Annotated in this window: 25 protein-coding genes, 2 tRNA genes and 2 riboswitches; of the genes, 11 read left to right on the top strand and 16 right to left on the bottom strand. The window is 66.6% G+C overall.

Going from position 1 to position 26210, the window contains the following annotated elements; translation table 11 throughout:
• Nucleotide 1: 1 nt before the first annotated feature.
• Together ACQ3DC_RS16835 and ACQ3DC_RS16830 are read left to right on the top strand one after the other, a co-directional pair.
• A complete protein-coding gene (locus ACQ3DC_RS16835; protein WP_421092776.1) occupies nucleotides 2-193 on the top strand; it encodes a hypothetical protein in 192 nt (63 codons plus the stop codon).
• 80 nt (nucleotides 194-273) lie between these two features.
• On the top strand, nucleotides 274-681 hold the full coding sequence (locus ACQ3DC_RS16830) for a hypothetical protein (RefSeq protein WP_321215813.1): 408 nt from the start codon (nucleotides 274-276) through the stop codon (nucleotides 679-681).
• 50 nt (nucleotides 682-731) lie between these two features.
• Here ACQ3DC_RS16830 and ACQ3DC_RS16825 read toward each other — a convergent pair.
• From ACQ3DC_RS16825 to ACQ3DC_RS16800, 6 genes are all read right to left on the bottom strand, one after another.
• A tRNA-Asn gene (locus ACQ3DC_RS16825) sits at nucleotides 732-807 on the bottom strand.
• A 125-nt stretch (nucleotides 808-932) separates the two neighbouring features.
• Nucleotides 933-1005 (bottom strand) — tRNA-Asn (locus ACQ3DC_RS16820).
• Between the two features lie 71 nt (nucleotides 1006-1076).
• Nucleotides 1077-3017, bottom strand: coding sequence for a DNA primase (gene dnaG / locus ACQ3DC_RS16815; RefSeq protein WP_430752789.1), 1941 nt, complete (start codon nucleotides 3015-3017; stop codon nucleotides 1077-1079).
• A gap of 52 nt (nucleotides 3018-3069) precedes the next feature.
• A complete protein-coding gene (locus ACQ3DC_RS16810; RefSeq protein WP_157238634.1) occupies nucleotides 3070-4368 on the bottom strand; it encodes a deoxyguanosinetriphosphate triphosphohydrolase in 1299 nt (432 codons plus the stop codon).
• Nucleotides 4352-5530, bottom strand: coding sequence for a tRNA dihydrouridine synthase DusB (gene dusB, locus ACQ3DC_RS16805; RefSeq protein ID WP_321215811.1), 1179 nt, complete (start codon nucleotides 5528-5530; stop codon nucleotides 4352-4354). Before dusB ends, ACQ3DC_RS16810 begins: the two co-directional genes overlap by 17 nt.
• 55 nt (nucleotides 5531-5585) lie before the next feature.
• Nucleotides 5586-7037 (bottom strand): YibE/F family protein, encoded by a 1452-nt coding sequence (locus ACQ3DC_RS16800; RefSeq protein WP_430752813.1) that lies wholly within the window; start codon nucleotides 7035-7037, stop codon nucleotides 5586-5588.
• 142 nt (nucleotides 7038-7179) lie between these two features.
• Between ACQ3DC_RS16800 and ACQ3DC_RS16795 the strand changes: the two genes are divergently transcribed.
• Complete coding sequence (locus tag ACQ3DC_RS16795; protein WP_157238635.1) at nucleotides 7180-7935, top strand: alpha/beta hydrolase; 756 nt, start codon at nucleotides 7180-7182, stop codon at nucleotides 7933-7935.
• 8 nt (nucleotides 7936-7943) lie between these two features.
• Nucleotides 7944-8768, top strand: coding sequence for a lysophospholipid acyltransferase family protein (locus tag ACQ3DC_RS16790; RefSeq protein WP_430752788.1), 825 nt, complete (start codon nucleotides 7944-7946; stop codon nucleotides 8766-8768).
• Nucleotides 8769-8904: 136 nt separating this feature from the next.
• Here the strand turns inward: ACQ3DC_RS16790 and ACQ3DC_RS16785 are convergent, their stop codons facing one another.
• From ACQ3DC_RS16785 to ACQ3DC_RS16775, 3 genes are all read right to left on the bottom strand, one after another.
• Nucleotides 8905-9939 carry a GNAT family N-acetyltransferase gene (locus ACQ3DC_RS16785; protein WP_430752787.1) on the bottom strand — a complete coding sequence of 345 codons (1035 nt, stop codon included), beginning with the start codon at nucleotides 9937-9939 and terminating at the stop codon, nucleotides 8905-8907.
• A 2-nt stretch (nucleotides 9940-9941) separates the two neighbouring features.
• Nucleotides 9942-11327: a glycine--tRNA ligase gene (locus ACQ3DC_RS16780; protein ID WP_323057641.1), complete on the bottom strand. Its 1386-nt coding sequence runs from the start codon at nucleotides 11325-11327 to the stop codon at nucleotides 9942-9944.
• Nucleotides 11328-11470: 143 nt separating this feature from the next.
• Nucleotides 11471-12469, bottom strand: a complete 999-nt coding sequence (locus ACQ3DC_RS16775) for a DMT family transporter (RefSeq protein WP_323057642.1) — start codon at nucleotides 12467-12469, stop codon at nucleotides 11471-11473.
• Nucleotides 12470-12502: 33 nt separating this feature from the next.
• On the opposite strand from ACQ3DC_RS16775, the gene ACQ3DC_RS16770 reads away from it, so the two are divergent.
• Nucleotides 12503-12730, top strand: coding sequence for an RNA-binding S4 domain-containing protein (locus tag ACQ3DC_RS16770; RefSeq protein WP_139028643.1), 228 nt, complete (start codon nucleotides 12503-12505; stop codon nucleotides 12728-12730).
• Nucleotides 12731-12772: 42 nt separating this feature from the next.
• On the opposite strand, the gene ACQ3DC_RS16765 is transcribed toward ACQ3DC_RS16770, so the two are convergent.
• The gene (locus tag ACQ3DC_RS16765) at nucleotides 12773-13423 is read right to left on the bottom strand and encodes an alpha/beta hydrolase (RefSeq protein ID WP_321215808.1); all 651 of its coding nucleotides are present in this window, start codon (nucleotides 13421-13423) and stop codon (nucleotides 12773-12775) included.
• 151 nt (nucleotides 13424-13574) lie between these two features.
• Between ACQ3DC_RS16765 and ACQ3DC_RS16760 the strand changes: the two genes are divergently transcribed.
• The 4 genes from ACQ3DC_RS16760 (at nucleotide 13575) to ACQ3DC_RS16745 (ending at nucleotide 15974) form a co-directional block, all read left to right on the top strand.
• Nucleotides 13575-14372: an SGNH/GDSL hydrolase family protein gene (locus tag ACQ3DC_RS16760; RefSeq protein WP_231754950.1), complete on the top strand. Its 798-nt coding sequence runs from the start codon at nucleotides 13575-13577 to the stop codon at nucleotides 14370-14372.
• An 18-nt stretch (nucleotides 14373-14390) separates the two neighbouring features.
• Nucleotides 14391-14813 (top strand): DNA glycosylase AlkZ-like family protein, encoded by a 423-nt coding sequence (locus ACQ3DC_RS16755; RefSeq protein WP_430752812.1) that lies wholly within the window; start codon nucleotides 14391-14393, stop codon nucleotides 14811-14813.
• A gap of 13 nt (nucleotides 14814-14826) precedes the next feature.
• The gene (locus ACQ3DC_RS16750) at nucleotides 14827-15345 is read left to right on the top strand and encodes a hypothetical protein (protein WP_321215805.1); all 519 of its coding nucleotides are present in this window, start codon (nucleotides 14827-14829) and stop codon (nucleotides 15343-15345) included.
• 398 nt (nucleotides 15346-15743) lie between these two features.
• Nucleotides 15744-15974, top strand: coding sequence for a hypothetical protein (locus ACQ3DC_RS16745; RefSeq protein WP_430752786.1), 231 nt, complete (start codon nucleotides 15744-15746; stop codon nucleotides 15972-15974).
• Nucleotides 15975-16071: 97 nt separating this feature from the next.
• On the opposite strand, the gene ACQ3DC_RS16740 is transcribed toward ACQ3DC_RS16745, so the two are convergent.
• Both ACQ3DC_RS16740 and mmsB read right to left on the bottom strand, forming a co-directional pair.
• Nucleotides 16072-17556 (bottom strand): CoA-acylating methylmalonate-semialdehyde dehydrogenase, encoded by a 1485-nt coding sequence (locus ACQ3DC_RS16740; protein WP_157238642.1) that lies wholly within the window; start codon nucleotides 17554-17556, stop codon nucleotides 16072-16074.
• 12 nt (nucleotides 17557-17568) lie between these two features.
• A complete protein-coding gene (gene mmsB / locus ACQ3DC_RS16735; protein ID WP_157238643.1) occupies nucleotides 17569-18471 on the bottom strand; it encodes a 3-hydroxyisobutyrate dehydrogenase in 903 nt (300 codons plus the stop codon).
• Nucleotides 18472-18585: 114 nt separating this feature from the next.
• Between mmsB and ACQ3DC_RS16730 the strand changes: the two genes are divergently transcribed.
• Entirely contained in the window at nucleotides 18586-19509 is a 924-nt protein-coding gene (locus ACQ3DC_RS16730) for a LysR family transcriptional regulator (RefSeq protein WP_157238644.1), read from the top strand.
• A gap of 38 nt (nucleotides 19510-19547) precedes the next feature.
• On the opposite strand, the gene ACQ3DC_RS16725 is transcribed toward ACQ3DC_RS16730, so the two are convergent.
• The 4 genes from ACQ3DC_RS16725 to ACQ3DC_RS16710 form a co-directional block, all read right to left on the bottom strand.
• Nucleotides 19548-20666: a zinc-dependent alcohol dehydrogenase family protein gene (locus ACQ3DC_RS16725; RefSeq protein WP_323057645.1), complete on the bottom strand. Its 1119-nt coding sequence runs from the start codon at nucleotides 20664-20666 to the stop codon at nucleotides 19548-19550.
• A gap of 98 nt (nucleotides 20667-20764) precedes the next feature.
• Nucleotides 20765-22147 carry an MFS transporter gene (locus ACQ3DC_RS16720; protein WP_157238646.1) on the bottom strand — a complete coding sequence of 461 codons (1383 nt, stop codon included), beginning with the start codon at nucleotides 22145-22147 and terminating at the stop codon, nucleotides 20765-20767.
• 180 nt (nucleotides 22148-22327) lie between these two features.
• Nucleotides 22328-23443, bottom strand: coding sequence for a homoserine O-acetyltransferase MetX (metX, locus tag ACQ3DC_RS16715; RefSeq protein WP_157238647.1), 1116 nt, complete (start codon nucleotides 23441-23443; stop codon nucleotides 22328-22330).
• 12 nt (nucleotides 23444-23455) lie between these two features.
• Nucleotides 23456-23571: riboswitch (SAM riboswitch) on the bottom strand.
• Nucleotides 23572-23669: 98 nt separating this feature from the next.
• On the bottom strand, nucleotides 23670-24995 hold the full coding sequence (locus ACQ3DC_RS16710; RefSeq protein ID WP_430752785.1) for a bifunctional o-acetylhomoserine/o-acetylserine sulfhydrylase: 1326 nt from the start codon (nucleotides 24993-24995) through the stop codon (nucleotides 23670-23672).
• Between the two features lie 43 nt (nucleotides 24996-25038).
• A riboswitch (SAM riboswitch) is annotated at nucleotides 25039-25154 on the bottom strand.
• A gap of 165 nt (nucleotides 25155-25319) precedes the next feature.
• Between ACQ3DC_RS16710 and ACQ3DC_RS16705 the strand changes: the two genes are divergently transcribed.
• Nucleotides 25320-25958 (top strand): VOC family protein, encoded by a 639-nt coding sequence (locus ACQ3DC_RS16705; RefSeq protein ID WP_157238649.1) that lies wholly within the window; start codon nucleotides 25320-25322, stop codon nucleotides 25956-25958.
• Nucleotides 25959-26210: the final 252 nt, after the last annotated feature.

Genomic DNA, 26210 nt, shown 5'->3' with positions numbered 1-26210 from the left:
CATGAAGAACACCGCCGGACGAAAGCCGCACCGCAACCGCAGGGGACTCTTCCTCGGGGCGGTGATCGGCGCCGTCGCGGGCTATTTCGCCGGCCGCGCCCTGGGGAATCCTGCCATGGGAATTGTGCTGGGAATGGTGGCCGGATCGGCCCTGCTGTACCGGGTCAACCCCGGCCCCTGGAACCGTCCCTGACCCTGCCGCGCCCGGGCTTGCGACCTGTGCCGGCGCCGGCCCCTGCCGCCGAACCCCGCCTGCGCGATAAAATGTTGTCCGTGCCCAACTGGCAGGATCAACCGCCGCTTCCGGCCACGTGGCAACGGTGCGATAACCGGATACTGCCACTGTGGTGGGAGCGGTTGTGTGCCCAGGGCGGCAGCCAGTCCGCCGCCCTCTACGCGGCAGGCCTGTTCACCGAGGACCGCCGCCGTCCCATCGCCCAGTGGTACAACCCCGCCTTCAAGGCCGCGTTGCTGGTGGCTCCGGAAACATCCCCCGAATGGCCCGTGCAGCGCTTTGGAATCTTTTACGCCCCGCCGGAAACCGGCTTCGTCCGGATCCATTCGGCGCCGCATGAGTGGAACCCCCGCCAGCCACGGAAGTCCCCCACCGAGCAGGAGGCGTTCATCGCTGCCATCGCCGAAGCGGAGCGCTTCCTGCAGGTGGAAATGGACTTCGTCTAGGAAGGCAAAAATCCCCGTCCCTCCACACCGGAGGAACGGGGATTTCTTGGTGGCTCCTCCTGCTGGACTTGAACCAGCAACCCTTCGATTAACAGTCGAATGCTCTGCCAATTGAGCTAAGGAGGAATGAAGCAGGTATGACATTAGCAAAGGTTTCCAGCCAAAGTGAAATCGGCGTTCCCGGCCGCCCGGGACGCCTTTCGGGGGCATAAAAAATCCCCGCTCCGGAGGACCGGAACGGGGATTGTGCGCTCCTCCTGCTGGACTTGAACCAGCAACCCTTCGATTAACAGTCGAATGCTCTGCCAATTGAGCTAAGGAGGAATGAAGCGGGTATCAGCCTAGCAAAGACCCCGGCTGGAAACGAAATCGAGGGAGCGGCCGGGGGTCCGGAGCTAGGTTTCCGCCCGCAGGGACCGGCGTTCCATCTCCAGCATCATCAGTTCCCGGTTAAGGCGCTGGTACGCTTCCGGATCCGCTGCAGGGTCCAGCCGCTGGAGCTGGCCCATCTTATCCGCTTTGACGCGTGTGATCTGAAGCTCGAACAGCCGTGACAGGATGTCGCGGCAGTACTTCCGGACGGCTTCCTCAGTGCTCGCGGGCAGCGGCACCACGGCCAGTTCGGACACTAGGGGCCGCAACGGTTCGGGGACCTCGTGCATCACCTGCTCCACCCATCGGACGGGGTCGCCGGTCAGCGCAGGGTCCGTGGCACGCATGGCATCATGGACAGCCTGGAAGGCAGGGGTGGCGAAACGCGCGGCCGAAAACCGCTCCCAGATCCCGCCGGCCAGCAGCGATGGTTCCTGCAGGGCAACCTCAAGGGCCTGCCGCTCCATGGACGCCACGGGGTCCCGGGGGTCCGGACGGTGGTAGGAAGGAACAGCGCCCGACGGCGGCCCTGCAGCCACGCCGGGTCCGCCTGGTTGGGCGGTGGGGGCGGAGGTCCGCGGCCCCGGCCCGGGAGCCCCGCCCTGGTCGCCGCGCTTGCCGGCGTTTTTGACTTCGGCATTGACCAGCCGCAGCACCTCGTTGGGGTCCGGCATGCCCAGCCAGCCGGTCAGTGCCTGGCAGTAACCCGTACGGGTGGAGGCGTCGCGGATGGCGGCCACCACGGGCACGGAGGCCTTCAGTCCCTGCACCCGGCCCTCCACCGTGTCCAGGTTGAACTGCTTCAGGGTGGTGCGGATGGCAAACTCGAACAGCGGCCTGCGGGACTGGACCAGGGCGTGCACGGCTTCGTCGCCCCTGCTTTGGCGCAGGTCGCAGGGATCGGCGCCGGAGGGCTCCACGGCCACATACGTCTGGGCGGTAAAGCGCTGGTCCTCTTCGAAGGCGCGCAGCGCGGCCTTCTGCCCGGCGGCGTCGCCGTCAAAGGTGAAGACGACCTCTCCCCCGGTGCCGTCGTCGGACAGCAGCCGGCGGGCGATCTTGATGTGCTCGGTGCCGAACGCTGTGCCGCAGGTGGCCACCGCCGTCGTAATTCCCGCGAGGTGGCACGCCATGACGTCCGTGTAGCCCTCCACCACCACCAGCTGGCGGTCCTTGGCGATGCTGCGCTTGGCGAGGTCGATCCCGTACAGCACCTGCGATTTCTTGTAGAGCGTCGTCTCCGGGGTATTGAGGTACTTGGGGCCCTGGTCGTCCTCGTAGAGCCTGCGCGCGCCGAAGCCGATGGTGTCCCCCGCGATGTCCTTGATGGGCCAGATGAGGCGGCCGCGGAAACGGTCATAGATTCTCTGCTGGTTTCCGGGTCCCCCGGCGGAGAACATGCCTGTGAGCTTCAGCTCGGCGTCCGTGAAGCCACGCCCGCGCAGGTGCTTGAGCAGGGCGTCCCAACCCTGCGGGGCGTAGCCCACGCCGAAGTGTTCCGCTGCCGCCCGGTCAAAGCCCCGGCCGTGCAGGAAGGTCCGCGCCTCCGCAGCCCCGGGTGTCAGCAGCTGGGCGCGAAAGAACTCGTCCGCGATCTTGTGGGCATCCAGCAGCCGTTGCCGGCGGCCCACTTCCTCCCGGTTGGGGCCGGTGCCGCCGTCCTCGTACCGGAGCTCGTAGCCGATCCGGGCGGCCAGCTTCTCAACAGCCTCCTGGAACGAGCTATGGTCCTGTTTCTGCACAAACGCGATGACGTCGCCGTCTTCACCGCAGCCGAAGCAGTGGTAGCGGCCCACCTGCGGCCGGACAGTGAAGGAGGGGGAACGTTCGTCGTGGAAGGGACACAGGCCCTTGAAGGTGCCCAGGCCGGCGCCCTTGAGTGTGACGTAGCCGTCAACCACTTCCTTGATGTCCGTGCGCTGGCGTACTTCGTCGATATCTTCGCGTTTGATCAGCCCAGGCACAGAGCCATCCTAGCCCCGGGCACTGACCTTCCAGTTCTGCACCTGATTCCGGTCACCACAATGACGGCAGGCTGCCCACCAGGCGTTCGTACATGGCGAGCGCGGAGCCGTCGGTCAGCGACGCCACCTGGTCGATCACCACGCGAAGGCGGGCGCCGTCGTCGGCCGCATCCCGCCAATCGGCGGCAAACATTGGTTCCAGGTGCCGGTCGCCCGTGGCGCTCAGCGCCGTGACCAGGGCGTGGAGCACCTCGCGCTGGCGCTCGTAGATGGGCTGGCGGTGCTCGGTGGTCATCACGAAGGTGGTGGCCAGGCCCTTCATGACGGCGATTTCCATCACTGTTTCGTCCGGCACCATCAGCTGGGCGCTGTACCGGGTCAGGTTCTCCGGGCCGTAGACGGCACGGGTGGTTTCCAGGGCACTTTGGCAGAACCGGCCAATGAGCTGGCTGGTCATGTTCTTCAATGCAGCCATGGATTTGCGGCTGCCGTCGGCCTCGCGGACCCACACGTCCGTGGCCTCGAGCCGGGCCAGGGCGGCGTCGATGGCGGCTGGATCGTTGTGCGGCAGGTACCACTGCTTGGCGTATCCGACCACGCGGGCGCGGTGGTCCGGGTTGTCCATCCAGCGCAGCTGGAAGTGGCCCGCGACGATGGCGTCCTCAACGTCGTGCACCGAATAGGAGATGTCGTCGGCGAGGTCCATGACCTGGGCTTCGAGGCAGGACCGGCGCTCCGGGGCACCCTCCCGGATCCAGTTGAAGATGGGGAGGTCGTCCTCGTAGGCGCCGAACTTGCTGGTCCGCTGGCCGTGGATCACCGGGGCTTCCAGCGCGGACCACGGGTACTTTGCGGCCGCGTCGAGGCTGGCCCTGGTGAGGTTCAGCCCCGCGGGCTGGCCGTCCGGGGTCAGCACCTTGGGTTCCAGCCTGGTCAGCAGCCGCAGGGTCTGGGCGTTGCCTTCGAACCCGCCGATGGCGTGGGCCACTTCGTTCAGCGCGGACTCACCGTTGTGGCCGAACGGCGGATGGCCGAGGTCGTGGCTCAGGCAGGCAGTGTCCACGACATCCGGATCGCAGCCGAGCGCACGGCCCAGTTCGCGTCCCACCTGGGCCACTTCCAGGCTGTGCGTGAGGCGCGTCCGCACGAAGTCGTCCGTGTCCGGGGCCACCACCTGGGTCTTGGCACCCAGCCGGCGGAGCGCCGAGGAATGCAGCACGCGGGCGCGGTCCCGCTCAAAATCCGAGCGATAGACGTTCTTGGGCGGTTCCTCCACCCACCGGGCGGAGTCATGGGTGTCGTAGCCCGGCAGGACGGGGGCGGCAGTGCGCGTTTCAGCCACCGGAAACATCCAGTTCCGCCGCCGAGATATCCCGCGACTGGTCGGCGTTGAGGGCACGGGACTCCAGCCAGTCCTTCGGCAGCGCAGGCCTCTTGGGTGAGCCGGCGCGGCCGCGCGGGCCTTCGGCGTCGCCTCCCGGGTAGGGCGAGTCGACGTCCAGCTCGTCCAGCGCGGCGCGCAGCTCTTCGAGGCTGTTCACCAGCGCCATCCGCGTCCTGAGTTCACCACCCACCACATAGCCCTTGAAGTACCAGGCAATATGTTTCCGGATCTCCCGCAGCGCCTTGCCTTCGTCGCCGAAAGTCTCCACCATCAGTTCCGCGTGCCGGTAGACGCCCTGCGCAACCTGGCCCAGGTTGGGCCTGTGCCGGGTGTCGCTTCCCTCGAACGCCGCCTGCAGGTCCCCGAAAAGCCAGGGCCTGCCCTGGCAGCCGCGGCCCACCACCACGCCGTCCACGCCGGTTTCGCGGACCATCCGGACCGCGTCCTCGGCGGACCAGATATCGCCGTTGCCCAGCACCGGGATGTCCGGAAGCGCCTCGCGGAGGCGGGCGATGGCGGACCAGTCGGCCTGTCCGGAGTAGAACTGCGCGGCTGTCCTGCCGTGAAGGGCGACGGCGGCAACGCCGGCATCGCGCGCAATGCGGCCTGCGTCGAGGTACGTGAGATGGTCGTCATCGATGCCCTTGCGCATCTTAATGGTCAGCGGGACGTTGCCCTTGGAGGCTTCCTTGACGGCCGTCTGCACGATCGAAGTAAAGAGGTCGATCTTCCAGGGCAAGGCCGAGCCGCCGCCCCGGCGGGTGACTTTGGGAACGGGGCAGCCGAAGTTGAGGTCGATATGGTCGGCGCGGTCCTCCTCGACGAGCATGCGTACGGCGGCCCCTACTGTTACCGGGTCCACGCCGTACAGCTGGACGGACCGGACCTTTTCGTCGTCGTCGTGGGAAATGATCCGCAGTGACTCCGGCGTCCGCTCCACCAGCGCGCGGGAGGTGACCATTTCCGCCACGTACATGCCGCCGCCGTACTCCCGGCACAAACGGCGGAACGCTGAGTTGGTGATGCCGGCCATGGGTGCCAGGATCACCGGCGTGTCCACGGTAATGGGACCCAGCTTCAGGGGCGGGAGTTCCAGCTTGGGGGCAGGAGTAGTTGCTGCAACAGTCACCTGTCTATTGTTGCAAAGCCGGGCAAATCGGGAGGCCGTGCCCGTGTGGGACCGGTCAGCCCCGTTCCGCCCGGCGTCCCCGCCGGGTGGGAAACCCGCCGTCCTCCCCTGCAGCCGACCGCCTGGAGCGCCCCTCCAGTGCGGCGGCTGCGAGGGCGCCTGTGTCCTCGACGTCGTCCACGATGGTGTGGCTGCCGTTGCCGTTGGCTGAGTCCGCCGGTGTCCGGCCCGGCCTCTTCGATTCCACGGCAGGGGCAGCGGCCTCTGCGCCGGCCCGGACGCCGGTGGCCTTGACCACCAGAACCGCGATCAGCGTGGTGACGGGGATGGCCAGCACCAGTCCGATGGAGCCGACGAGGGTCCGGATGACTTCCTCTGAAAGTTCCGCGCTGGTGAGCGTGTCCGCGAGCGGGCGGTCGTACAGCATCACGATGATGAGGATGGGCAGGGCCGCGCCGGCGTACGCGAAGGCGATGGTGTACACCGTGGAGGCGATGTGGTCGCGGCCGATCCGCATGGCTGAGGTGAACAGCTTCCGGGCACTGCTCCCCGGCGCCAGTTCATAGAGTTCCCAGACGGCGGAGGACTGGGTGATGGTCACGTCGTTGAGGACACCCAGCCCGGAGATGATGAGCCCGCACAGGATGACGCCGGAGATGGAGATATTGGCAGAGGTGTTCACCAGGGTAGTGGCGTCGTGGCTGCCCACCCCGGCGAGATTGGCGGCGCCCGTGGCCCAGGCGGCCAGGAGCGCCGTAATCCCCAGCCCGAACATGGTGCCCAGGAGTGCAGTGGAGGTCCGTGCCGAGAATCCGTGGGCGAAGTACAGGACGCCGATCATGATCACCGTGGACCCAACCAGGGCCAGCAGCAGCGGCGGTTTCCCCTCCACCAGTCCCGGGAGCATAAAGCTGGCCAGCACGAAGTAGGCGCCGACGAGCCCGACCAGGGCACGCAGGCCCCGCCAGCGGGCCACGGCGATCACCACCGCCGCATACAGCAGTGCGAGCAGGACGATGGGCAGGGTCCGGACGAAGTCCACAAAAATGAAGGCCGGCGAGCCCTGGGCCGCTGAGGCGCCCGGGGCGTTGGACAGGTTCAGGTACCGGATCTGGTCCCCGGGCTTCACCCCATGGGACTTCGCGACGTCCGGGTTGATGACCACTTTGACCGGGCTGCCGCCCTTGTCCGGCTCCGTGAACGCGAAAGTGCAGTCCGATCCCTGTTGGGATTGCCGGCCCTGGGCCTGGTCGCCCGAACCCTGCTGGTTTTGGCCCTGCTGGCTTTGGCCCTGCTGCGACGCGCCCTGCATGCAGTTTTCCGTCACCACGCTTTGGATGGTTCCGGTGTCGAAGGTGACCCCGGGGGCGGCAGCGTAGGGGTTGGCCAGGGAAATGCCCTCTTTGCTGCCCGAGGGCCAGAGCATCGCCATTCCCGCCAGCGTGAGCAGCGTCAGCGGGATCAGCACCGCCGCCAGGATGCGGTTGGCTTTCCGTCGGGCGGCCATCGCTTCCGGCGTCGGCTCCGAATGGCCTGTGGAAGCGTGGGAGTGACCGGACCCCATCAGCAGTAGCACCTCATACATTGAACTCTACTTCCGGCGCCGTAGGGTTGATAAATGGATCATCGGGGACTCGGAGGTACCAGGCATGGCCAGCAGCAGTACTGAGGAAAACGGCGAATCCCGTCCTGCCGAAGCACCCGGCGCTGCGCGGCAGGCAGTGCTCAGCGTCCGGAATTCGTCAGGGCCCACCCGCGGAGTTGCCCTGGTCCTGCACGGGGGCAAATCCCGGAGCCATGAGCCGGTGGAGGCCAGGCACCTGAGTCCGGCAAGGATGGTGCCCTTCGCCTGGCACCTGCACCGCGCCGGGCGGAAGCACGGGCTGGCCGTGTGGTCGCTCCGCAACAGCGTTCGCGGCTGGAATGGCCATGACATGTCTCCGCTGCAGGACGCCCGCTGGGCACTAGCCAAGATCCGGGAACAGCACCCGGACGTGCCTGTGTTCCTGGTAGGCCATTCCATGGGCGGGCTCACCGCTGTGATCGCCGCGGACCACCCAAGTGTGGAGGCCGTCGTCGCCCTTGCCCCCTGGCTCAACCCCGCAACTCCCACATCCGGGGTGGCCAACCGCAAGGTTCTTATTGTGCACGGAACCACGGACAGGTGGACCAGCGCCTCGGCGTCCCTGCTGTTCGCCCGGCGTGCCTCTGCCGAGGCAGCCAGCATGCAGTATGTTGCCCTCAAGGGGGCCGGCCACTTCATGCTCCGCAAAATCAGGGTGTGGCAGACGCTGACTACCGGCTTTGTGATGAATGCCTTCTCCGAAAGCATCGGGACTGAGCTTCCCCTGCCTGCGGATTACAGCAGGCTGCTGCCGGAATCGGCCGTCCAGGTGACCCTGTAGGACGTTCGATGGCATGGAGCCCGCCACCCAATGACCTCTTCTACCGCGTCATCGTCCGCTGCGGACTGCTGCTTCGGCGGATCTTCCGGATCCGGATCATCAGCAGCGGAACAGAGCACCTGCCGCCTGCAGGCCCTCGGACGGGGGCGTCCAGGTCTGTGGTTCCGGGCAGCGGCGTCGTTTTCGCCGTGACGCACTTCGGCTATGTCGATTTTGCCGCCGCCGAACTGCTGCTGTGGGAACAGTCCCGCGGGGAGCTGCGGTTCCTGGTCCACCAGGGTGCAGCCGATCATTGGCTTGCCGGGCCCGCCATCAGCGCCGCCGGGCACGTGGTGGTCGGGTACACCGGCCGGGCGGACGCCTATGACGCAGCGGTGGCCAAGCTGCGCGCCGGCGAATACCTTGGCGTGTTCCCGGAGGCGGGCGTGAGCCGCAGCTTCACCGTGCGCGAGTGCAGGACCGGGGCAGTCCGGATGGCGGCCGAAGCCGGCGTTCCGGTCATCCCCGTTGCGGTCTGGGGCGCCCACCGGATCCTCACCCGCGGCCGCGGCTTCTCGGCCGGAAGGACATGGCGCGCACCGGTCCGGATCCACGTGGGTGAGCCGCTGGTATTCGCGCCGGGTGACGATGCTGGCGCCGGCACTGCGGAACTCCGGGCCAGGCTCCAGGACGGGATCGGGAAGTGCATCGCCGATTTTCCACTGCGGCCGGAACCCGCCGCCTGGTGGATGCCCGCGCACCTGGGCGGCAGCGCCCCGACTGAACCCGAGCGGCAGCTGCTGGACGCCGAAGACGTGCTGACGCGCCGCCGTCGTACTTTCCGCAGAACGTAGCCCAAGTAAGTAGCGGCCAGTGTCGGGTTTGGGGGGGCAAAAGAAACAAGGCGGGGCGCACGTGGGGGCGTAGCGCCAAGTGTCGTTTTGGGCGGTCAAAACGACACTTGGCGCTACTCAGTTGCGGCCGGGCTGCTTAGTCCGACACGATGAGGGTTTCCGGCCCGGCCAGCCGCGCCTTGCCGCTTTCGAGCAGGGGTTCGACGGCGGCGCGGAGGGCAGTCATGGAGTCGTCCAGTTCCAGCATCACCGGGTGCTGGTACGCGATCAGCGCGAGCATGTCGCGGACCGCTTCTGCAGCATCATCCGCAGCGAGGGCGGGTTCATGGCCGACGAAAACGTCCGTGGGCGTTTCCGGTCCGGCGGCTTCCTGGCCGGGTGCCGCGTCCGAGTTGGCGGGCGCTGCGTAGCTCACGGCGAAGGCCCGGATCCTGCCCTTCCTGCTGGGTGCAACGCCTGCCCCGAAAGCCGATTCAGGCTCGGCCCGCAGCACGATTGCGCCGTGGGCGCCGGTGAGGTCGTCCAGGAAGAGCTTCTGCACCTGGCCCATTGACAGTACGCCCGGTGAATCCCAGCCGTGGATGGCGGTGTAGTACCTGCCCACGACGTCGGTCAGTTCCACGGAACCCGTGGCCAGGTCCATCACGATGTCGGAGCCCGCATTTTCATCGTTCGATGGCCCGCCGCCGTCGTCCTTGGCAGGAAACACGGGAAGCCGCAGGGCGCCAGGCTCTATGACCACCAGCCGGGAACGCTGGATGGGGGCCAGCTCGAAGGCCTCCGCAAAAGCGGCCCCCGGAGTGCCCGGCTCCACTTTGGCACGGAGTTTGGACACGCCCGACGGCGACTGGCCGGCTTCGCGGCGCAGCATCGTCAGGAGGGTGGCACCGATGCCGGAGCGCCGGTGGTCGCGCGCCACTTCGATGTAGGCCCAGAGCCGTTCAGGGTGCAGCGACGCCTCGTAGACCACGCCCGCCGCCACGGGGATGCCGACGCCGTCGATCACGTCCTCGGCAACGATGCAGCGGCGCCACGGCGTGCCGCCGCCCCCGTCGGAGGACAGGGTCAACGCGCCCCGGAACTGGCGGGCCTGCTGGGTCTCCGGGTCGCCCCAGATCTCCAGCAGGGCCAGGTCGTCACCTTCCCGCCATTCGCGGTATTCGATGGCCATGGCTAGGCGCCGATCAGGCGTGCGGCCAGGTAGCCCTCCACCTTGTCCAGGGAGACGCGTTCCTGGCTCATGGTGTCCCGCTCGCGGATGGTCACGGCCTGGTCCTCAAGGGTGTCGAAGTCCACTGTGATGCAGAACGGGGTGCCGATTTCATCCTGGCGGCGGTAGCGGCGGCCAATGGCGCCGGCGTCGTCGAAGTCGATGTTCCAGTTCTTGCGCAGCTGCGCGCCCAGGGCCTTGGCCTTCGGGGACAGGTCCTCGTTGCGGCTCAGCGGCAGCACGGCAGCCTTGACCGGGGCCAGCCGCGGATCCAGCCTCAGGACGGTGCGGACGTCCACGCCGCCCTTGGCGTTGGGGGCCTCGTCCTCGGTGTAGGCATCCACCAGGAAGGCCATGAAGGAACGGGTCAGGCCCGCCGCGGGCTCGATCACGTACGGGATGTAGCGCTCATTGGTGGCCTGGTTGAAGTAGCTCAGGTCCGTGCCGGAGGCCTTGGCGTGCGTGGAGAGGTCGAAGTCGGTGCGGTTGGCGATGCCTTCGAGCTCGCCCCACTCGGAGCCCTGGAAACCGAAGCGGTATTCGATGTCCGTGGTGCCCTTGGAGTAGTGGCTCAGCTTCTCCTGCGGGTGCTCGAAGAAGCGCAGGTTTTCCTCGCGGATGCCCAGGCCGGTGTACCAGGCCATGCGCTCGTTCATCCAGTACTTGTGCCATTCCTCATCGGTGCCGGGCTCAACGAAGAACTCCATCTCCATCTGCTCGAACTCGCGGGTGCGGAAGATGAAGTTGCCCGGGGTGATCTCGTTGCGGAAGGACTTGCCGATCTGGCCGATGCCGAACGGCGGCTTCTTCCGCGAGGTGGTGAGGACGTTGTTGAAGTTCACGAAAATCCCCTGCGCAGTCTCCGGACGCAGGTAGTGCAGGCCCTCTTCGCTGGCTACGGGACCGAGGTAGGTCTTGAGCAGGCCGGAGAATTCCTGCGGTTCGGTCCACTGGCCGCGGGTGCCGCAGTTGGCGCAGGCGATGTCCTTGAGGCCGTTTTCGGCGGGGCGGCCCTTCTTTTCCTCGTACTCTTCCTCGAGGTGGTCGGCCCGGTAGCGCTTGTGGCAGGAGAGGCACTCCACCAGGGGGTCGGAGAAGACCTCCACGTGGCCGGAGGCTTCCCACACCTGGCGGGGCAGGATGACGGAGGAGTCCAGGCCCACCACGTCCTCGCGGCCGCGGACCATGGACTGCCACCACTGGCGCTTGATGTTTTCCTTCAGTTCGGCGCCGAGGGGCCCGTAGTCCCAGGCAGAGCGCGAACCTCCGTAGATCTCACCGGCCTGGAACACGAATCCCCTGCGCTTGGAGAGGGAAATGACCTGGTCGAGAACGGATTTTGCTGCCATGGGGTAACTCCAATTTCTACAGGGCCGCTGGGTGCGGTCCGCGGTTTGCTGGCCCGGTGGAACCAGCGGTGGGATACCTCTGGCTGCCGGGCGGGGCGGATGAAGGGAAAGCGAAAAAGCTGCGTGCCCTAGCCTACCGGCCGCTACCTGCGCAGCGCGCCCCGCGGCCACGGCAGGGTGGCCAGGATGATGGCGGCGAGGGTGAGGATGGTGCCCAGTACCGTGGCCGGCGCCACGACCGTTCCCGGAGTTGGCAGCACAACATCCAGGGCGAGCGAGCCGAGCAGCTGCCCGGCAATCATGCCCAGCCCGGTAACCAGGACCCCCAGGCTGCGGACCAGCAGCGCGCCCAGGCCGATGAACACGCAGCCCATGGGACCGCCTGCGTAGTACCACCACTCCGGCGGCAGCGGGTTGCCCCATCCGGCCACCGAGACTTTGATGGCGTACGCGGCCCACAGCACGGCGGAGCCGGCCACGAAGTTGACCAGGGTTGCAGCGATCGGCGTCCCGTAGTGGACGGTGGCTGTTCCGTTCATGGCCTGCTGGAAGCTCATCAGGAACCCTGCCGCCACGGGCAGCAGGAGCGGAACCAGGAGGGCCTCCGCGCCGCCGTCCGGTCCTGCGCCGGCGGAGGCCATCCCCGACGATCCAGTGAAGCGGGGCGACACGGCCCAGGCCACTGCGGCGATGGTCAGCAGGCAGCCAATGATCCGGATCCCCGTGACGGATTTCTTGCCCGCCGGCCCAATGCCCAGCCGGTCCACCAGCAGACCGCTGACTGTCTGGCCGGTGACCGTGGCGACGGTGAACAGGGCAACGCCAAGGATGCCCACGGTGAAGGACTGGGCGAAGACGAAGAGCGCGCCGATGCCGCCGGCCAGGACATACACGCGCGGAAAGGCCCTGGTGCGGACCGCGGGCAGGATCCGGGCAAGTCCGGCACGTCCGCGCGGCAGGATCAGCGAGATCAGGACCATCAGCACCAGGCCTGTGCTGAAACTCACCACTGCAGCGGCGATGCCGTCGTTGAGGCGGGCTCCGAGGGCCCCGTTGATTCGGCCCTGGACGGGAATGGCGAGGCCAGCGCCCACCGCCAGGGGAAGGCCTGCGATCAGCGGCAGGCGGGGGCTGGGGGTCATTGAATCCACCTTACGTCAGGCATCATTGCTTCTATGAGCAATGTTGAAGAGATCACCATCCGCGACAGCATGATCCGCCTCGGCCAGCTCCTGAAGCTCGCCAACCTGGTGGAGGACGGGGTGGAAGCGGCAGAGCTCATCAAGAACGGGCTCGTCAAGGTCAATGGAGAGATCGACGACCGCCGCGGCCGGCAGCTGCACAACGGGGACACCGTGACGGTCAACGGGCAGACCGTGCGCGTGGTAGCGCCCGCGGCCTGACGCCGCAGGGCGGCACTGGCCCGCCGGCCGCCGTCGTACTTCCTACTTCTTCAGCACCTCGTGGGTGAGGAACTCGCCCACGTGCCCGATTTCCTGCTGGTTGATCCCGTGCCACATGCCCGTGTAGAGCACCTTGGTGAGCTTGACGTGCTTGCGCACCCATCCCATGGTGAAGTCGATTTTGTCCGGAGTAATCACGGGATCCTGCTGGTCACGGCCCCAGAACATCGGGATGCTCCCGTCCAGTTCGTCATCCCGGAAGCTGGGATCGTCGCCGGCGTCCACCACGAAGCCTGAGAGTCCGACGACGGCCGCGAAGTCCGTGGGGCGCTGCCGCAGGAGCGTGGTGGCCATGGCCATGCCCATGGAGAAGCCGAGCAGGGACACGGACGGGTGCCCCACCCTGATGGCGTCGATCCACTCGAGCACGTAGGAGGACGCGGCTTTGACGCGCTCGAGCGAGTAGTCGATGGACGCGGTAAGCGGGAACCAGGTGAACCCGGGGCCCATGGCGATGGGCGCCCGGACCGAGGCGACCGCGAAGTCGCCGGGCAGCAGGTCGGCCAGGCTGAGCAGGTCCTGCTCGTTGGCTCCGTAGCCGTGCAGCAGCACCAGCAGCGGCTTGCCGTCGCGCTGGTCCTCCGGATGGGACCACAAAACGACAGGGGCAGGAAATACTTCAGCTTCAGTCATGGTTTCCATTCTTACCAGTTACTTTGTGGTAACAACCTACGTTCGCGTAGCCAGTGAAGCGAAAGGCAGGATAGGGACCGTGACTGAAGAAAGTGCCATCCAGACCCCGCCCGCGCATTCCGGATCCCACCCCTGGACCCGCTACGTGGCGATGGGCGATTCCTTCACCGAGGGCATCGGAGACCCCGAGCCGTCGAGCCCGGGCGCGTTCCGCGGCTGGGCAGACAGGGTGGCGGAGGAGCTCAGCCGCACCAAGCCGGACTTCGCCTACGCAAACCTGGCCGTCCGCGGCCGGCTGCTGCAGCAGATCGTGGACCAGCAGCTCGCACCGTGCCTTGCGCTGAAGCCCGATCTTGTCACCCTCTCCGCGGGCGGCAATGACCTGCTGCGTCCGGGCGGAGACCCCGACACCCTCGCCGAGAAGCTCGACTCGGTGGTCCAGATCCTGGCCATGGGCGGCGCCACAGTGGTGCTCTTCAATGGCCCGGACACCGGCACTTCCGTGCTCGGCAGGATCCGCAGCAAGGTGGCCATCTACAACGAAAACCTGCGGACCGTCGCCGCGAGGCACGACGCCGTGATCGCGGACATGTGGTCCCTCCGCCAGCTCAGCGATCCCCAGATGTGGGACCAGGACCGGCTGCACTTCTCCCCCCTGGGCCACCACACCATCGCCGCCATGGTGCTGGACTCGTTGAACGTGGAGCACACGCTGGAGCCACTGCAGCCCAAGCCGTTTCCGCCCCGCACATGGCGCGAGGCGCGCTCGGGGGACCTGGTGTGGGCCCGGCAGTACTTCGTGCCGTGGGTGCTTCGGCGGCTGCGCAACCAGTCCTCCGGTGACGGCATTACCGCGAAACGGCCGACGCCGGGCCCCGTCTTCGGGCCGGGCGTTCCGTTGGGTTCGGGCGAGGGCCCGCTGGGCAGCACCGAGGCTGCCCGGCGCTAGCGCGGGCAGGCGTCCGGGATATGGAACCCGACGCGGCAGTGCGGCTGCGGCTTCACGCCCAAATGCTGCGGGAACCCGTCGCTTGCCTCCGAAGCCGGGCCACGGATCGACCTGATCCAGTGCAACGACGAATACATCATGGGCTCCTCCGCCACGCGGCATTACATCGGCGGCGGCGCTCCGGCCTTCCTTTTCCAGGGCCAACCCATGCACGTGGTTTTGCTGGATGGGCGGATGGTGGGGTCCTGGCGGCATACGCTGCATCCGGACGGGTGCGACCTGGATATCCGGCTTCCTGGTTCCGGTGATTCCCCGCGCCCGCCATTGTCAGCGGCAGTGTTGTCAGCGGCAGTCCGGGAAGCCGTGGACCGGTACGCCGCCTTCCTCGCGCTCCCGGCCGTCCGTATCCACCACGGGGCTAAGCTGGAAGGACACACATGAGAGGCACGGCACCGTGAGCAACTTGTTTTTCTGGATCATCATTTTGTCATTCCTGATCCCGATGGCCATGCGGATGTACCGGAAGTCCGTGGCCCGCCGCAACCAGGATCAAAGCTTCTCCGGACGGTACCCCGAGCAGTTCCCGGGCGGCGGAATCTTCCCCGGCTCCAACGGCCCGCAGAGCAAGCAGCCCCGGGACGGCTTCACCCAGCAGGACTACTTCAGCGGCGGATTCCGCCAGCTTGGCCGGCCCGCGCCGCTCCCGCCCGGCCAGCCCCTGCCGCCCGTACAGCCGGTCCCGCCCATGGACCAGCAGTTTCCGCCGTACGGGCAGCCGCACCCGGGCCACGACCGGCAGGCCCCCCACGCTGAAGCCCCGCAGCAGCCCGCAGCACCCGCAACTCCCCCGCCGCCGTCTGCCCCGCAGGGCTACCGCGCCCGCAAGCTTGCCGAACTGGATGAAAAGTACAGCAACGGGGAACTTTCCATGGAGGAGTACATGACCCGCCGCAGCGAAATCATGAACGGCTAGTCCTTCCCGCAAAAGCAGCGCGGGGTCACTTAATGCCCGATATCCCGTTACGGTCGGGCATGAAGTGACCCCGCGTTGCTCTTTTAGGAGGCCAAATTCTATGAACAGCCCTCCCCCAGGCGGATACTGGGCCCTAAAGTCTCGGCCCTGAAGCTTGACGCGACCGTTCCCCGTTTTTGGGGCCCGCATCCGTCCCGGAATTCGGCACGGATGCCCTAACTGGATTCCTTCCAAAAGCACAAGGTTCGAAAGGTCGTGGAGCATGGCCGCCGTCAGGAGATTGGCCGTCGCAGTGCTAACCATCGGGGCTATCGCCCTCGGCACCGGATCCGCGCGGGCGGACGTTCCGGAATTCGCCAAAAACGTTTGCCGCCGATAATGGCACATCCGGGAAACTGGTGATCCTGATCAAAACCGTCTACACCTGCGACGACGGGACCTGCATGTTCAATGCCTTGAAGCATGTTTTCATCACCTTTGCAGACGATGGCACCTCCACGAACTCCGGACACATTAGCCTGCAGGGCGGTACGGGCGACTACGCCGGGCTGGCGGGGCATGGAGTCGACGAGGGTGAAGCAGCGGGTGGAACTGGTGTAGGCCGGATCTCGGGTGTTCTGGTCCGATAACTGAACGGAAAGCAACGCGAGGTCACGTCCGGCCCAAGATCCGGCAGCGGATGGGCGCGAAGTGACCCCGCGTTGCTGTTACGGGGTGCCGCTGGTTTCAGTCCACCTGCGGGAAGCCCAGGTCAATCACCGACGTTGCGGGGTCCGGCCACCGTGTGGTGACCACTTTGCCCCTGGTGTAGAACCGGATGCTCTCCGGCCCGTACATGTGCGTGTCCCCGAACAGCGAGTTCTTCCAGCCGCCGAAGGAAAAAGTGCCCACCGGCACCGGGATGGGCACGTTGACGCCCACCATGCCCGCCTCGACGTCGAACTCGAATTGCCGCGCGGCGCCGCCGTCGCGGGTGAAGATGGCAACCCCGTTGCCGAACTCGTTGTCGTTGACCAGGCGGACTGCGTCACTGTAGGTGTCCACGCGGACCACGGACAGGACGGGGCCGAAGATTTCGTCGTCGTACACCTTCATTCCCGGCTTCACGTGGTCCACCAGGCTGACGCCGATGAAGAACCCGTTTGAATCGAACTGCTGCGAGCGCCCGTCAACAACCACCGTGGCGCCCTCGTTTTCCGCGCCCGCCACATAGGACGCCACTTTGTCGCGGTGTTCTGCAGTGATCAGCGGGCCCATCTGCGAAGCAGGATCGGTGCCCGGACCGATCTTCAGGGTGGCCATCCGGGTTTTGATGGCCCCGACGAGGTCGTCGGCGATATTGCCGACGGCGACGAGCACGCTGACCGCCATGCAGCGCTCACCCGCGGAGCCGTAGGCAGCCGAAATGGCCGCGTCCGCCGCCATGTCCAGGTCAGCGTCAGGCAGGACCACCATGTGGTTCTTGGCGCCGCCCAGGGCCTGGACCCGCTTGCCATGGTCCGCTGCACGCTTGTAGATCGACTGCGCGATGGGCGTTGATCCCACGAAGCTGACGGCTTTGACGTCCGGGTGCTCGAGCAGGACGTCCACCGCCTCCTTGTCGCCCTGGACCACGTTCAGCACGCCGGCAGGCAGGCCCGCCTCCGCGAAGGCCTCCGCAATGAACACGGCTGACGACGGATCCTTTTCGCTGGGCTTTAGGAGCACTGTGTTGCCGCAGGCCAAGGCGCTGCCGATCATCCAGAGCGGGACCATGGCTGGAAAATTGAACGGGGTGATGCAGGCAACGACGCCCACGGGCTGCCGGACCGAGTGGACGTCCACGCCGCTGGACACCTGCTCTGAGCGTTCGCCCTTGAGCATGTGGGACAGCCCGGTGGCGAACTCGATGTTCTCGAGGCCGCGGGAGATCTCCCCTTCGGCGTCGGAGAGTACCTTGCCGTGCTCGCTGGTCAGGATGGCAGCCAGCTCAGGCTTCCGCTGGGTCAGGATTTCGCGGACGCGGAAGAAGATGTTGGTCCGCTTGGCGAGGCTCGTTGCCCTCCATGCGGGCAGCGCGGCTTTGGCGGCGGCAATGGCTTCCTCCACCCGGGCCGCGGAGGCCAGGGCCACCTGCTTGTCCTGCTCTCCGGTGGCGGGGTTGAAGACGGGGCCGAAGCGCTCGGCATCGGTGACGAGGCTGCCGTTGATGTAATGCGGGATGGTCTGCATGGTGTCTCTCTTCTACTTTGTTGAATCCAGTGAGCCGTCAACGAGCTTGATGATCATGGAGCAGTCCTTGCCGGACTCGCCCGCATCAATGAGGCGCTGGTACAGCTGCTGGACGTGCTTGCCGATTTCGAGCGGTGTGCCGGTGTCCTCGGCAGCGCTGATGGCCAGGCCGATGTCCTTGTTCGCCAGTTCGGCCGTAAACGTCGGTTCGAAATCGTTGTTGGAGGCCGCGGTGGGGACCACGCCGGGAACGGGGTACCAGGTCCTCAGGGCCCAGCTGTCCCCTGAGGAAACGGAGGCGATGTCCCAGAACACCTTCTTGTCCAGGCCGAGCCGGTCCGCCAGGACGGCTCCCTCGGCCGTGGAGGCCAGGTTGATCAGGAGCATCAGGTTGTTGCAGATCTTGGCCGCCTGGCCGGTGGTGGCTCCCCCGGTAGGGATGATGTTGGCGGCCATCGGTCCGATGTAGGTGGTCGCGTCGGCCACGGCGCCCGGTTCACCGCCCACCATGAAGGTCAGCGTCCCTGCCTTGGCGCCGCTCATCCCGCCCGAAACAGGGGCGTCCACGAAGCGGAAGCCGGCGGCAGCAGCGGCGTCGTGCAGTTCCTTCGCTGCGGCGATGTCGATGGTGGAGGAATCCACCAGCAGTGTGCGGGTGTCGGCATGCGCCAGCACCCCGTCCCCGCCCAGGTAGACAGCCTTGGCGTGCTCGCCCTTCGGAAGCATGGTGAACACCACGTCCGCTCCGGCCACGGCCTCGGCGATGCTCCCTACCGGCTTCACCCCGCCGGCCTCGGCTGCGGCAAGCGCCGCAGGGTTGAGGTCAAACCCCCGAACGTCGTGCCCCGCCTTTGCGAGGTTTCCGGACATGGAACCGCCCATGTTTCCCAACCCGATCCAACCGACAACTGCCATGGCATAAGCTCCTTTGCTGTGCATCCGGCCGAAGGCGGCCGGGAGGTCCGTGTCCACCATCACACCCTGCTACAGTGCAATCAAGGGGAAAAATCACAGATGGTATGTGCACTGATGCACACGAACGAAAGGCACGCGGTGGCGCGGCTTCCAAGTCCGGACGACCTGCTGATTCTCTTGACCGTGGCCCGGCTGGGGCGTTTCAACGCCGTCGCTGAAACGCTGGGCACCACGCACACCACCATCTCGCGCCGGATCCTCGCCCTGGACAAGCAGTTGGGCGGCCGGACCCTGGAGCGCAGCCCGCACGGCTGGGAGCTGACGGAACTCGGGGCTTCGGCCGTCGCCGCGGCGGAAGCCATTGAGGAAACACTGGGGTCGCTGGCCGCCGTCACGGGCCAGGACCGGGATGCCCTGTCCGGCATGGTGCGCATCAGCACCTCCGACGGTTTCGGCGCCGAATTCGTCACGCCAGCGCTGGTCCGGCTCCAGCAGCGGCACCCGATGCTGGATGTGGAGATGCTGAGCGCCACGCGCAAGGTCAGCCAGAACCGCTCCGGCGTGGACCTGGAGGTGGTGGTGGGCCGCACCGACGTAAGCAACGCCCAGGCCATCTTCCTGACCAACTACTTCCTCAGGCTCTACGCCAGCCCCGCCTACGCGGCCGCGCGCGGCCTGCCGGAGACGCCCGACGGCGTGGGGCAGCACGGCTTCGTCTCCTACGTCGAGTCGGCCCTCCAGGTTGCCGAACTGGGCCACCGGTCCTCGCAGCTGCCGATGCCGAAGTCCAGCTTCCAGGCAACGAGTATCTTTGCCCAGGTTGAGGCGGTGCGCCGCGGCGCAGGCATCGGGCTGCTTCCGAACTTCATGGTGGCGCACAACCCGGAGTTCGTTCCGGTGCTCCCCGAAGCGTTCCAGCGCCAGGTCCCCATCTGGGCGGTGGCCCGGCCGGAATCGCTGCGGTCCGCCCGGGTGCAGGCCGTGATCGGTGCACTTCAGCATGAGGTGGCGGAACGCCAGGACCTGCTGGCAGCCTAGGCTGTTGGCAGCCTGGCCTGAAGGCAGCCAGGCCGGCCTCACGCTTGGAAAAGCCGCCTGACCACCTGCCCGGCGGCGAGCGCATCGAGGCCTTCGTTGATCTCCGCCAGTGGCCTGGTGTCGGTGTGCAGCAGCTCAACGGGGAGCCTGCCCTCGCGCCAATACTCGAGGTACAGGGGAATGTCCCGGCCGGGCACGGCGTCGCCCATGTAGGAACCGAGCAGCCGCTTGCCCGCCCCCGCAAACTGGAGCGCGGGGACCGTCAATTCTGCGGTGGGGTGCGGCAGCCCTACGGAGACCACGGCGCCGCCGCGCGTCACGTGCTCCAGGCACGAGGCGATGACCCGCGCTGATCCCACGGCTTCGACGGCGGTGTCCACGCCGTCACCGGTGGCTTCGGCAATCAGCCGAGGGGCGTCATCGGGGGTCCCCACGGCGGTTGCGCCGCATTTCAGGGCGAGCCCGTGCTTGCCCACGTTGGGATCGATGGCGATCACGGCGGACGCTCCGGCGAGCGACGCGGCCATGACGGCCGAAAGTCCCACGGCTCCGAGGCCAAAAACAGCCACGGCCTGGCCCGGCTGGACGGCCGCGGTGTTCAGGACAGCTCCCATCCCGGTGAGCACGGCGCAACCGAACATCGCCGCCACGGTGTCCGGGACGTCGTCGGCGATGACCACCACTGACTCCCGCGCCACCACGGCGTAATCGGCGAAAGCCGAAACCCCCAGGTGGTGGTTGATCCGCTCCCCCGCGGGCGTGCGCAGCAGCGCCTCGCCGTGCAAAAGGTCACCGGAGCCGTTGACCTCGGCGGCCCGGTGGCAGAGCGCGGGCCGCCCCGCCCGGCAGGCACGGCAGGCACCGCAGCTGGGGACGAAGACGAGGACCACATGGTCGCCGGGGGAAACGTCCGTGACGCCCTCACCAACCGTGGCAACCCGTCCCACCGCCTCATGCCCCAACGCCATGGGAAGCGGCCTGACGCGGGATCCGTCCACCACGGACAGGTCCGAGTGGCACAGGCTTGAGTAGGTGATGGTGACGCCCAATTCACCGGCCCGGGGCTCGGGCCGGTCGAGGTCCTGCACCACCAGGGGCTGCGCTTCGGCATAGCTGGTGCCAGGAGGAACTGTGGAATAGAGGACTGCTGCTCGCATGGTGTTCCTGACTTTATGTTGGTGGACAGGCAGCTGCCCGGGCCTGCGTGGCCGCAGGTCCGGGCAGTCGGGTTGCTCTGTTTGTCGTTTGGCCGTGCCTACTTCTTGGCGGCGGCCAGAAGGTCGGCGGTGCCCTGGGCGTCGGCGGCGTCGACATCATGAAGCGAGATGCCGCGGGTTTCCTTGAGGAAGTACACCGAAATAGCGGTCACCACACAGGCGCCCAGGAGGTAGAAAGCCACCGGAACGGACGAGCCGAAGCTGCCCAGCAGCGAGCTGGCGATGATGGGCGCCAGCGAGCCGGCCACGATGGAGGTCACCTGGTAGCCGAGGGAAACGCCCGAATACCGCATCCGGGTGGGGAACATTTCCGCCATGATGGACGGCTGCCCGGCGTACATGAGGGCGTGGAACAGCAGGCCGATGGTGATGGCCGCCAGGATAACCATGTCATTGCCGGTGTCCATCATGGGGAACGCGAAGAAGCCCCAGGTTCCGGCGAGGATTGCACCGGCCATGTACACCGGGCGGCGTCCCAGGGCATCGGACATCTTGCCCACCAGCGGGACTGAGCAGAAGTGGATGAAGTGCGCCACCAGGAGGAGGAGCAGGATACGGGAGGTGTCCGTCTGCACAACCACCTTCAGGTAGGTGATGGAGAACGTGACCACAAGGTAGTAGAGGATGTTCTCCGCGAAGCGCAGGCCCATGGCGGTGAAGACGCCGCGCGGGTACCGACGGAAGACTTCGGCAACACCGTAGCCCTTGTTCTCGACCGTGACTTCCTTGCGGGCCTCGAGGAAGATCGGAGCGTCCTGGACCTTGGTGCGGATGTAGTAGCCGATGATCACGATCACTGCGGAGAGCCAGAAGGCTACGCGCCAGCCCCAGCCGAGGAAGGCTTCCTGGGAGAGGGTGGAGGACAGGGTGAACAGCACGGCGGTGGCGAGCAGGTTGCCCATGGGGACAGCGGACTGCGGCCAGCTTGACCAGAAACCGCGGGACTTGTTCGGGCTGTGCTCGGCGACGAGGAGCACGGCGCCGCCCCATTCGCCGCCCACCGCGAAGCCCTGGACGAAGCGCAGGAACACCAGCAGCGCCGGTGCCCAGTAGCCGATCTGCGCAAACGTCGGCAGGCAGCCCATGAGGAAGGTGGCAACACCCACCAGGATGATGCTCAGCTGCAGCAACTGCTTGCGGCCGAATTTGTCGCCGAAGTGGCCGAAGACGATGCCGCCGATGGGTCGGGCAACGAAGCCGACGGCGTAGGTGACGAAGGCTGCGATGATGCCGTCAAGCTCGGTTCCGGAGTTGGGGAAGAACATCTTGCCGAACACCAGCGTGGCGGCGGAGGCGTAGAGAAAGAACTCGTACCACTCAACCACGGTGCCGGCCATGGAGGCCGTGACGACTTTCTTCAGGCCTGTGGCCTTGACGTCGGTTTCCTCTGGCCGCCGCGCGGCGGACTTTTCCGTACTCATTGATGAACTCCTTCGGCGTCTTCTTCGACACCACTGGGACAGTCTGTGGCGGAGACGTGTGATTTTGGCCACGAACCGCCGGGTCCCAACGAGTATGGTCCGCCTGAACGCCAAGCTCAACGGCGAATCATGCAGAGGCTATCTGCATAAATGCACAAAAGTGTGCCTGCGAGGGCGGCCTTAGGCCGAGAGGTGCACCCGAAGCTGATGGCCCAGCTGGCCTATTTCCGTCAGGAAGCCGTCATGGCCGATCGGCGCCTCAATGACATGCACGTCCACTTCTCCCGGCAGGGCCGCGGCAAGTTCGCGGGACTGGGACGGGAAATACAGCCGGTCCGAATCCACGGCGGCCACGAAGAACCTGGCGGTGGATCTCGCCAGGGTCTCGGTCAGGGTCCCCCGGTCCCGGCAGATGTCATGGCTCATCAGCGCCTCGGTGAGGGCGATATAGCTGTTTGCGTCGAAGCGCTTCACGAGCTTGCTGCCCTGGTGATCCAGGTAGCTTTCCACCTGGTAACGGCCGCGGGCGGCCAGCGCCTCGCCCTTCAGGGGCGACTCCGGCGCCTGGGGTTCCCGGCCGAAGCGGCCCTCCAGTTCAGCGGCGGACCGGTAGGTGATGTGGGCGATGCGCCGGGCAAGTGCCAGCCCGGCTTCGGGGCAGGGCCCGCCGTAGTAGTCGCCGCCGTTGAAGTGGGGGTCCTGCCGGATGGCCAGGGTCTGGGCCTGCGCGAAGGCGATCTGTTCTGCCGTGCTCGCGGCGCCCACCGAGATGACGGCGCAGCGCTGCACCCTCTCGGGGTAGGTCACGGCCCACTCAAGGGCGCGGGCGCCGCCCATGGATCCGCCCAGGACCGCGAACCAGCTGTTGATGCCCAGCTGGTCAGCCAGCCGGGCCTCCGCCACCGTACTGTCACGCAGGGTAACCAGGGGGAAGCGGGAGCCCCAAGGGGTTCCATCCGGGGCGGCCGACGACGGCCCCGTGGAGCCGTAGCAGCCGCCCACGATGTTGACGGACACCACGAAGAACTTGTCCGTGTCCACGGGAGCGCCGGGACCGGCCAGCTGTTCCCACCAGCCTTCTTCGTCCGTGTCGCCGCGGGTCACGTGGGTGCTGCCGGTCAGGGCGTGCTCGATCAGGATGGCATTGCTGGCATCGGCGTTGAGCGTGCCCCAGGTTTCGTAGGCCAGAGTGACGTCCGGGAGGTATCCCCCGGCTTCAAGTTCCAGCCCCCCAATGGAGGCATAGCGGACAATTCCGTGCTCGGGGACGGTGGTTCGGGTGACGGTAACCGTCATGGCAAGACCTCTTCTACGCGCTTGCCCGCCGTCGAATGACCGGCAGGCCAGGTCTTCACCCGGGGCACCCCACCGCGGAAGGAGGGTTGCCGGCCAGCAAGCCGGGGCTGTCACTGGCACTCATGACCTGGTACGAGTGTACGAAACAGCCCCGCCCTGCTGCCAAGAGTGTGACTGGTTGTGACTTCCCCGGCGTGCCGCCGTCTCGGGTTCTATGTGTGTCCGGCTAGGCCCCGGTCGCGTCCTTTGCTGCCCGAAAGCCCGCTTCGAGGTCCGCCAGGATGTCATCGATGTGTTCGATTCCCACCGACAACCGGACCAGGCCGGGGGTCACGCCGGCGACGGCCTGCTGCTCCGGGGAAAGCTGGCTGTGGGTGGTCGACGCCGGGTGGATGACAAGGGATCGGACGTCGCCGATGTTTGCCACGTGGGAGTGCAGCTCCAGCGCGTCAACGAAGCGCTTGCCGGCCTCGGCCCCGCCAGCCAGGTTGAAGGAGACAATCGCGCCCGTGCCCTTGGGCCCGTACTTGCGGCCCCGCTCGTACCACGGACTTGAGGGCAGCCCCGCGTAGGCGACGGATTCGACGTCGTCCCTTCCTTGCAGCCAGCGCGCCACTTCCGTGGCGTTGGCAACATGGCGTTCCACCCGCAGGCTCAACGTTTCCAGGCCCTGGGCGATCAGGAACGCGTTGAACGGGGAGACGGCGGAGCCCAGGTCCCGGAGCAGCTGGACGCGGGCCTTGAGGATGTAGGACAGGTTGGCGCCCAGGGCACCGTCCTTGCCGAGGTCCCGGGCGTACACCAGCCCGTTGTAGGTGGGATCCGGGGTGTTGAAGCCCGGGAACCTCGCTGGGTCCTTGCCGAAGTCGAACTTTCCGGAGTCCACGATCACCCCGGCAATCGCGGATCCGTGGCCGCCCAGGTACTTGGTTGCGGAATGGACAACGATGTCCGCTCCCCATTCCAGCGGCCGGATCAGGTACGGGGTGGACAGGGTGTTGTCCACGATCAGGGGCACGCCGGCATCATGGGCGATGCCTGACACGCCCTCGATGTCCAGGACGTCCTGGCGGGGGTTGGACACCACTTCGGCGAAGAAGAGCTTGGTGTTTGGCTGGACCGCGTCACGCCACTGGTCCAGGTTGTCCGGGTCCGCCACGAAGGTCACGGAAATGCCGAACTTCTTCAAGGTGTGTGCGAACAGGTTGTAAGTCCCGCCGTACAGGCTGGGGCTGGCAACGATATGGTCCCCCGCCTCGGCGATATTGAGGACAGCGAAAGTCTCTGCTGCCTGTCCTGAACTCAGCAGGAGTGCTCCCAATCCGCCCTCAAGGCTGGCGATCCGCTGTTCCACGGCATCCTGGGTGGGATTGCCGATGCGGGTGTAGATCGGCGCCAGTTCAGCGAGGGCAAAACGGTTGGCGGCGCTTTCCGCGCTGGGGAATACGAAGGACGTGGTCTGGTAGATAGGGAGTGCACGGGCGCCGGTGGCACTGTCCGGCTCCTGTCCTGCGTGGATCTGGCGGGTTTCAAAAGACCATCCGTTGGACAACTAAGGCTCCTCTGACATGGGCCCGGCATGCTGTAGGCACCGCGGGCCGCGCTTGCCATCCGGCCGTTGCCGGACAGCCAGGTCCTCATCCGGGGCACCCCACCGCGGATGGAGGGTTGCCGGCCAGCGAGCCGGGGCTTGGCGCTGGCACTCATGACCTGAGCCCAGTGTAGGAACATGAAACCGGCGCGGGACAGGATTGTGACGAACATAGTCCCCCTGATCTCCGCCCGGGAATAGGTTGAAATCAGGGGTCCCGGATGGAAAATCCTGGTAAGGGTACCCTTAGCTGAGAGGCCGATCACAAAGTGCCAAGATGTTGGCATGCGCATGGATCACGTCTCTTACGCCTGTGAACACGATGGCCTGGCTGCCACCACCGAACGTATTTCCTCTGCCCTCGGCGTTGAGGCAGTGAAGGGCGGGGTGCACCCGCGGTTCGGAACCCGGAATATGATCATCCCGCTCGCGGGGCACAAATACGTCGAGGTGGTGGAGGTCCTGGACCACCCCGCTTCCGACAAGGCCCCTTTCGGGCAGGCTGTGCGTGCACGGTCTGCCGCGGGCGGCGGCTGGATGGGCTGGTGCGTCGAGGTGGACGACCTGGCTCCCTTTGAGGAGCGGCTGGGCCGCTCCGCCGTCAACGGAAACCGCAAGTTCCCTGATGGCCGCGAATTGGTCTGGAAGCAGATTGGCATCCTGGGCCTGATTGCCGACCCCCAGGTTCCCTACATGCTCAAGTGGGAGGGGGATCCGTCCCTGCACCCGTCCAACGCCTACGAGAGCAACGTCAAGATGAGCTGCCTCACCATTGCCGGTTCCGCAGCCCGGGTTACGGAGTGGCTGGGCGAACCCGTCGAGAAGCCGCTGGAGGACGTCGCTGTGGAGTGGGTGGCTCCGCACGGAACCCCCGGAATCCTCTCGGTAACTTTCGAGACCGGCAACGGGGCCGTCACCATCTGACCCTTACCTTGGTTACCGTGCCGGCAAGCCCGGCACGGTGTGGGCCCCGTGCCCTCCTCGTCTTCGGCCGCCATCAGCAGGTGACAACGGCGTCACCTGCCGATGGCGGCCGAATCCATTTCCGAAGCAGACTCTCCAAACCCGGCCCCCAATAAAGTCGTACCCTCCCGCGATGATGTTGGTATGGGAAAAGCGGCGGTGGCGAAGGCGTTTGCGGACATGAATGCCGCTCTTGCCGTGCTCATTGCCGAG

Source organism: Paenarthrobacter sp. NEAU-H11 (assembly GCF_050573415.1).
Taxonomy (GTDB): domain Bacteria; phylum Actinomycetota; class Actinomycetes; order Actinomycetales; family Micrococcaceae; genus Arthrobacter.
Note: the sequence above shows the minus strand (reverse complement) of the source record. Positions and strands in the feature narration are given on the sequence as shown.

Bases quoted from the DNA above. Each gene is read 5' to 3' on its own strand.
- ACQ3DC_RS16835 (WP_421092776.1), top strand. From the start codon at position 2: ATGAAGAACACCGCCGGACGAAAGCCGCACCGCAACCGCAGGGGACTC.
- ACQ3DC_RS16810 (WP_157238634.1), bottom strand. From the start codon at position 4,368: ATGTTTCCGGTGGCTGAAACGCGCACTGCCGCCCCCGTCCTGCCGGGC.
- ACQ3DC_RS16800 (WP_430752813.1), bottom strand. From the start codon at position 7,037: ATGGCCGCCCGACGGAAAGCCAACCGCATCCTGGCGGCGGTGCTGATC.
- ACQ3DC_RS16795 (WP_157238635.1), top strand. From the start codon at position 7,180: ATGGCCAGCAGCAGTACTGAGGAAAACGGCGAATCCCGTCCTGCCGAA.
- ACQ3DC_RS16790 (WP_430752788.1), top strand. From the start codon at position 7,944: ATGGCATGGAGCCCGCCACCCAATGACCTCTTCTACCGCGTCATCGTC.
- ACQ3DC_RS16785 (WP_430752787.1), bottom strand. From the start codon at position 9,939: ATGGCCATCGAATACCGCGAATGGCGGGAAGGTGACGACCTGGCCCTG.
- ACQ3DC_RS16780 (WP_323057641.1), bottom strand. From the start codon at position 11,327: ATGGCAGCAAAATCCGTTCTCGACCAGGTCATTTCCCTCTCCAAGCGC.
- ACQ3DC_RS16775 (WP_323057642.1), bottom strand. From the start codon at position 12,469: ATGACCCCCAGCCCCCGCCTGCCGCTGATCGCAGGCCTTCCCCTGGCG.
- ACQ3DC_RS16770 (WP_139028643.1), top strand. From the start codon at position 12,503: ATGAGCAATGTTGAAGAGATCACCATCCGCGACAGCATGATCCGCCTC.
- ACQ3DC_RS16765 (WP_321215808.1), bottom strand. From the start codon at position 13,423: ATGACTGAAGCTGAAGTATTTCCTGCCCCTGTCGTTTTGTGGTCCCAT.
- ACQ3DC_RS16760 (WP_231754950.1), top strand. From the start codon at position 13,575: ATGGGCGATTCCTTCACCGAGGGCATCGGAGACCCCGAGCCGTCGAGC.
- ACQ3DC_RS16740 (WP_157238642.1), bottom strand. From the start codon at position 17,556: ATGCAGACCATCCCGCATTACATCAACGGCAGCCTCGTCACCGATGCC.
- mmsB (WP_157238643.1), bottom strand. From the start codon at position 18,471: ATGGCAGTTGTCGGTTGGATCGGGTTGGGAAACATGGGCGGTTCCATG.
- ACQ3DC_RS16730 (WP_157238644.1), top strand. From the start codon at position 18,586: ATGCACACGAACGAAAGGCACGCGGTGGCGCGGCTTCCAAGTCCGGAC.
- ACQ3DC_RS16725 (WP_323057645.1), bottom strand. From the start codon at position 20,666: ATGCGAGCAGCAGTCCTCTATTCCACAGTTCCTCCTGGCACCAGCTAT.
- ACQ3DC_RS16720 (WP_157238646.1), bottom strand. From the start codon at position 22,147: ATGAGTACGGAAAAGTCCGCCGCGCGGCGGCCAGAGGAAACCGACGTC.
- metX (WP_157238647.1), bottom strand. From the start codon at position 23,443: ATGACGGTTACCGTCACCCGAACCACCGTCCCCGAGCACGGAATTGTC.
- ACQ3DC_RS16705 (WP_157238649.1), top strand. From the start codon at position 25,320: ATGCGCATGGATCACGTCTCTTACGCCTGTGAACACGATGGCCTGGCT.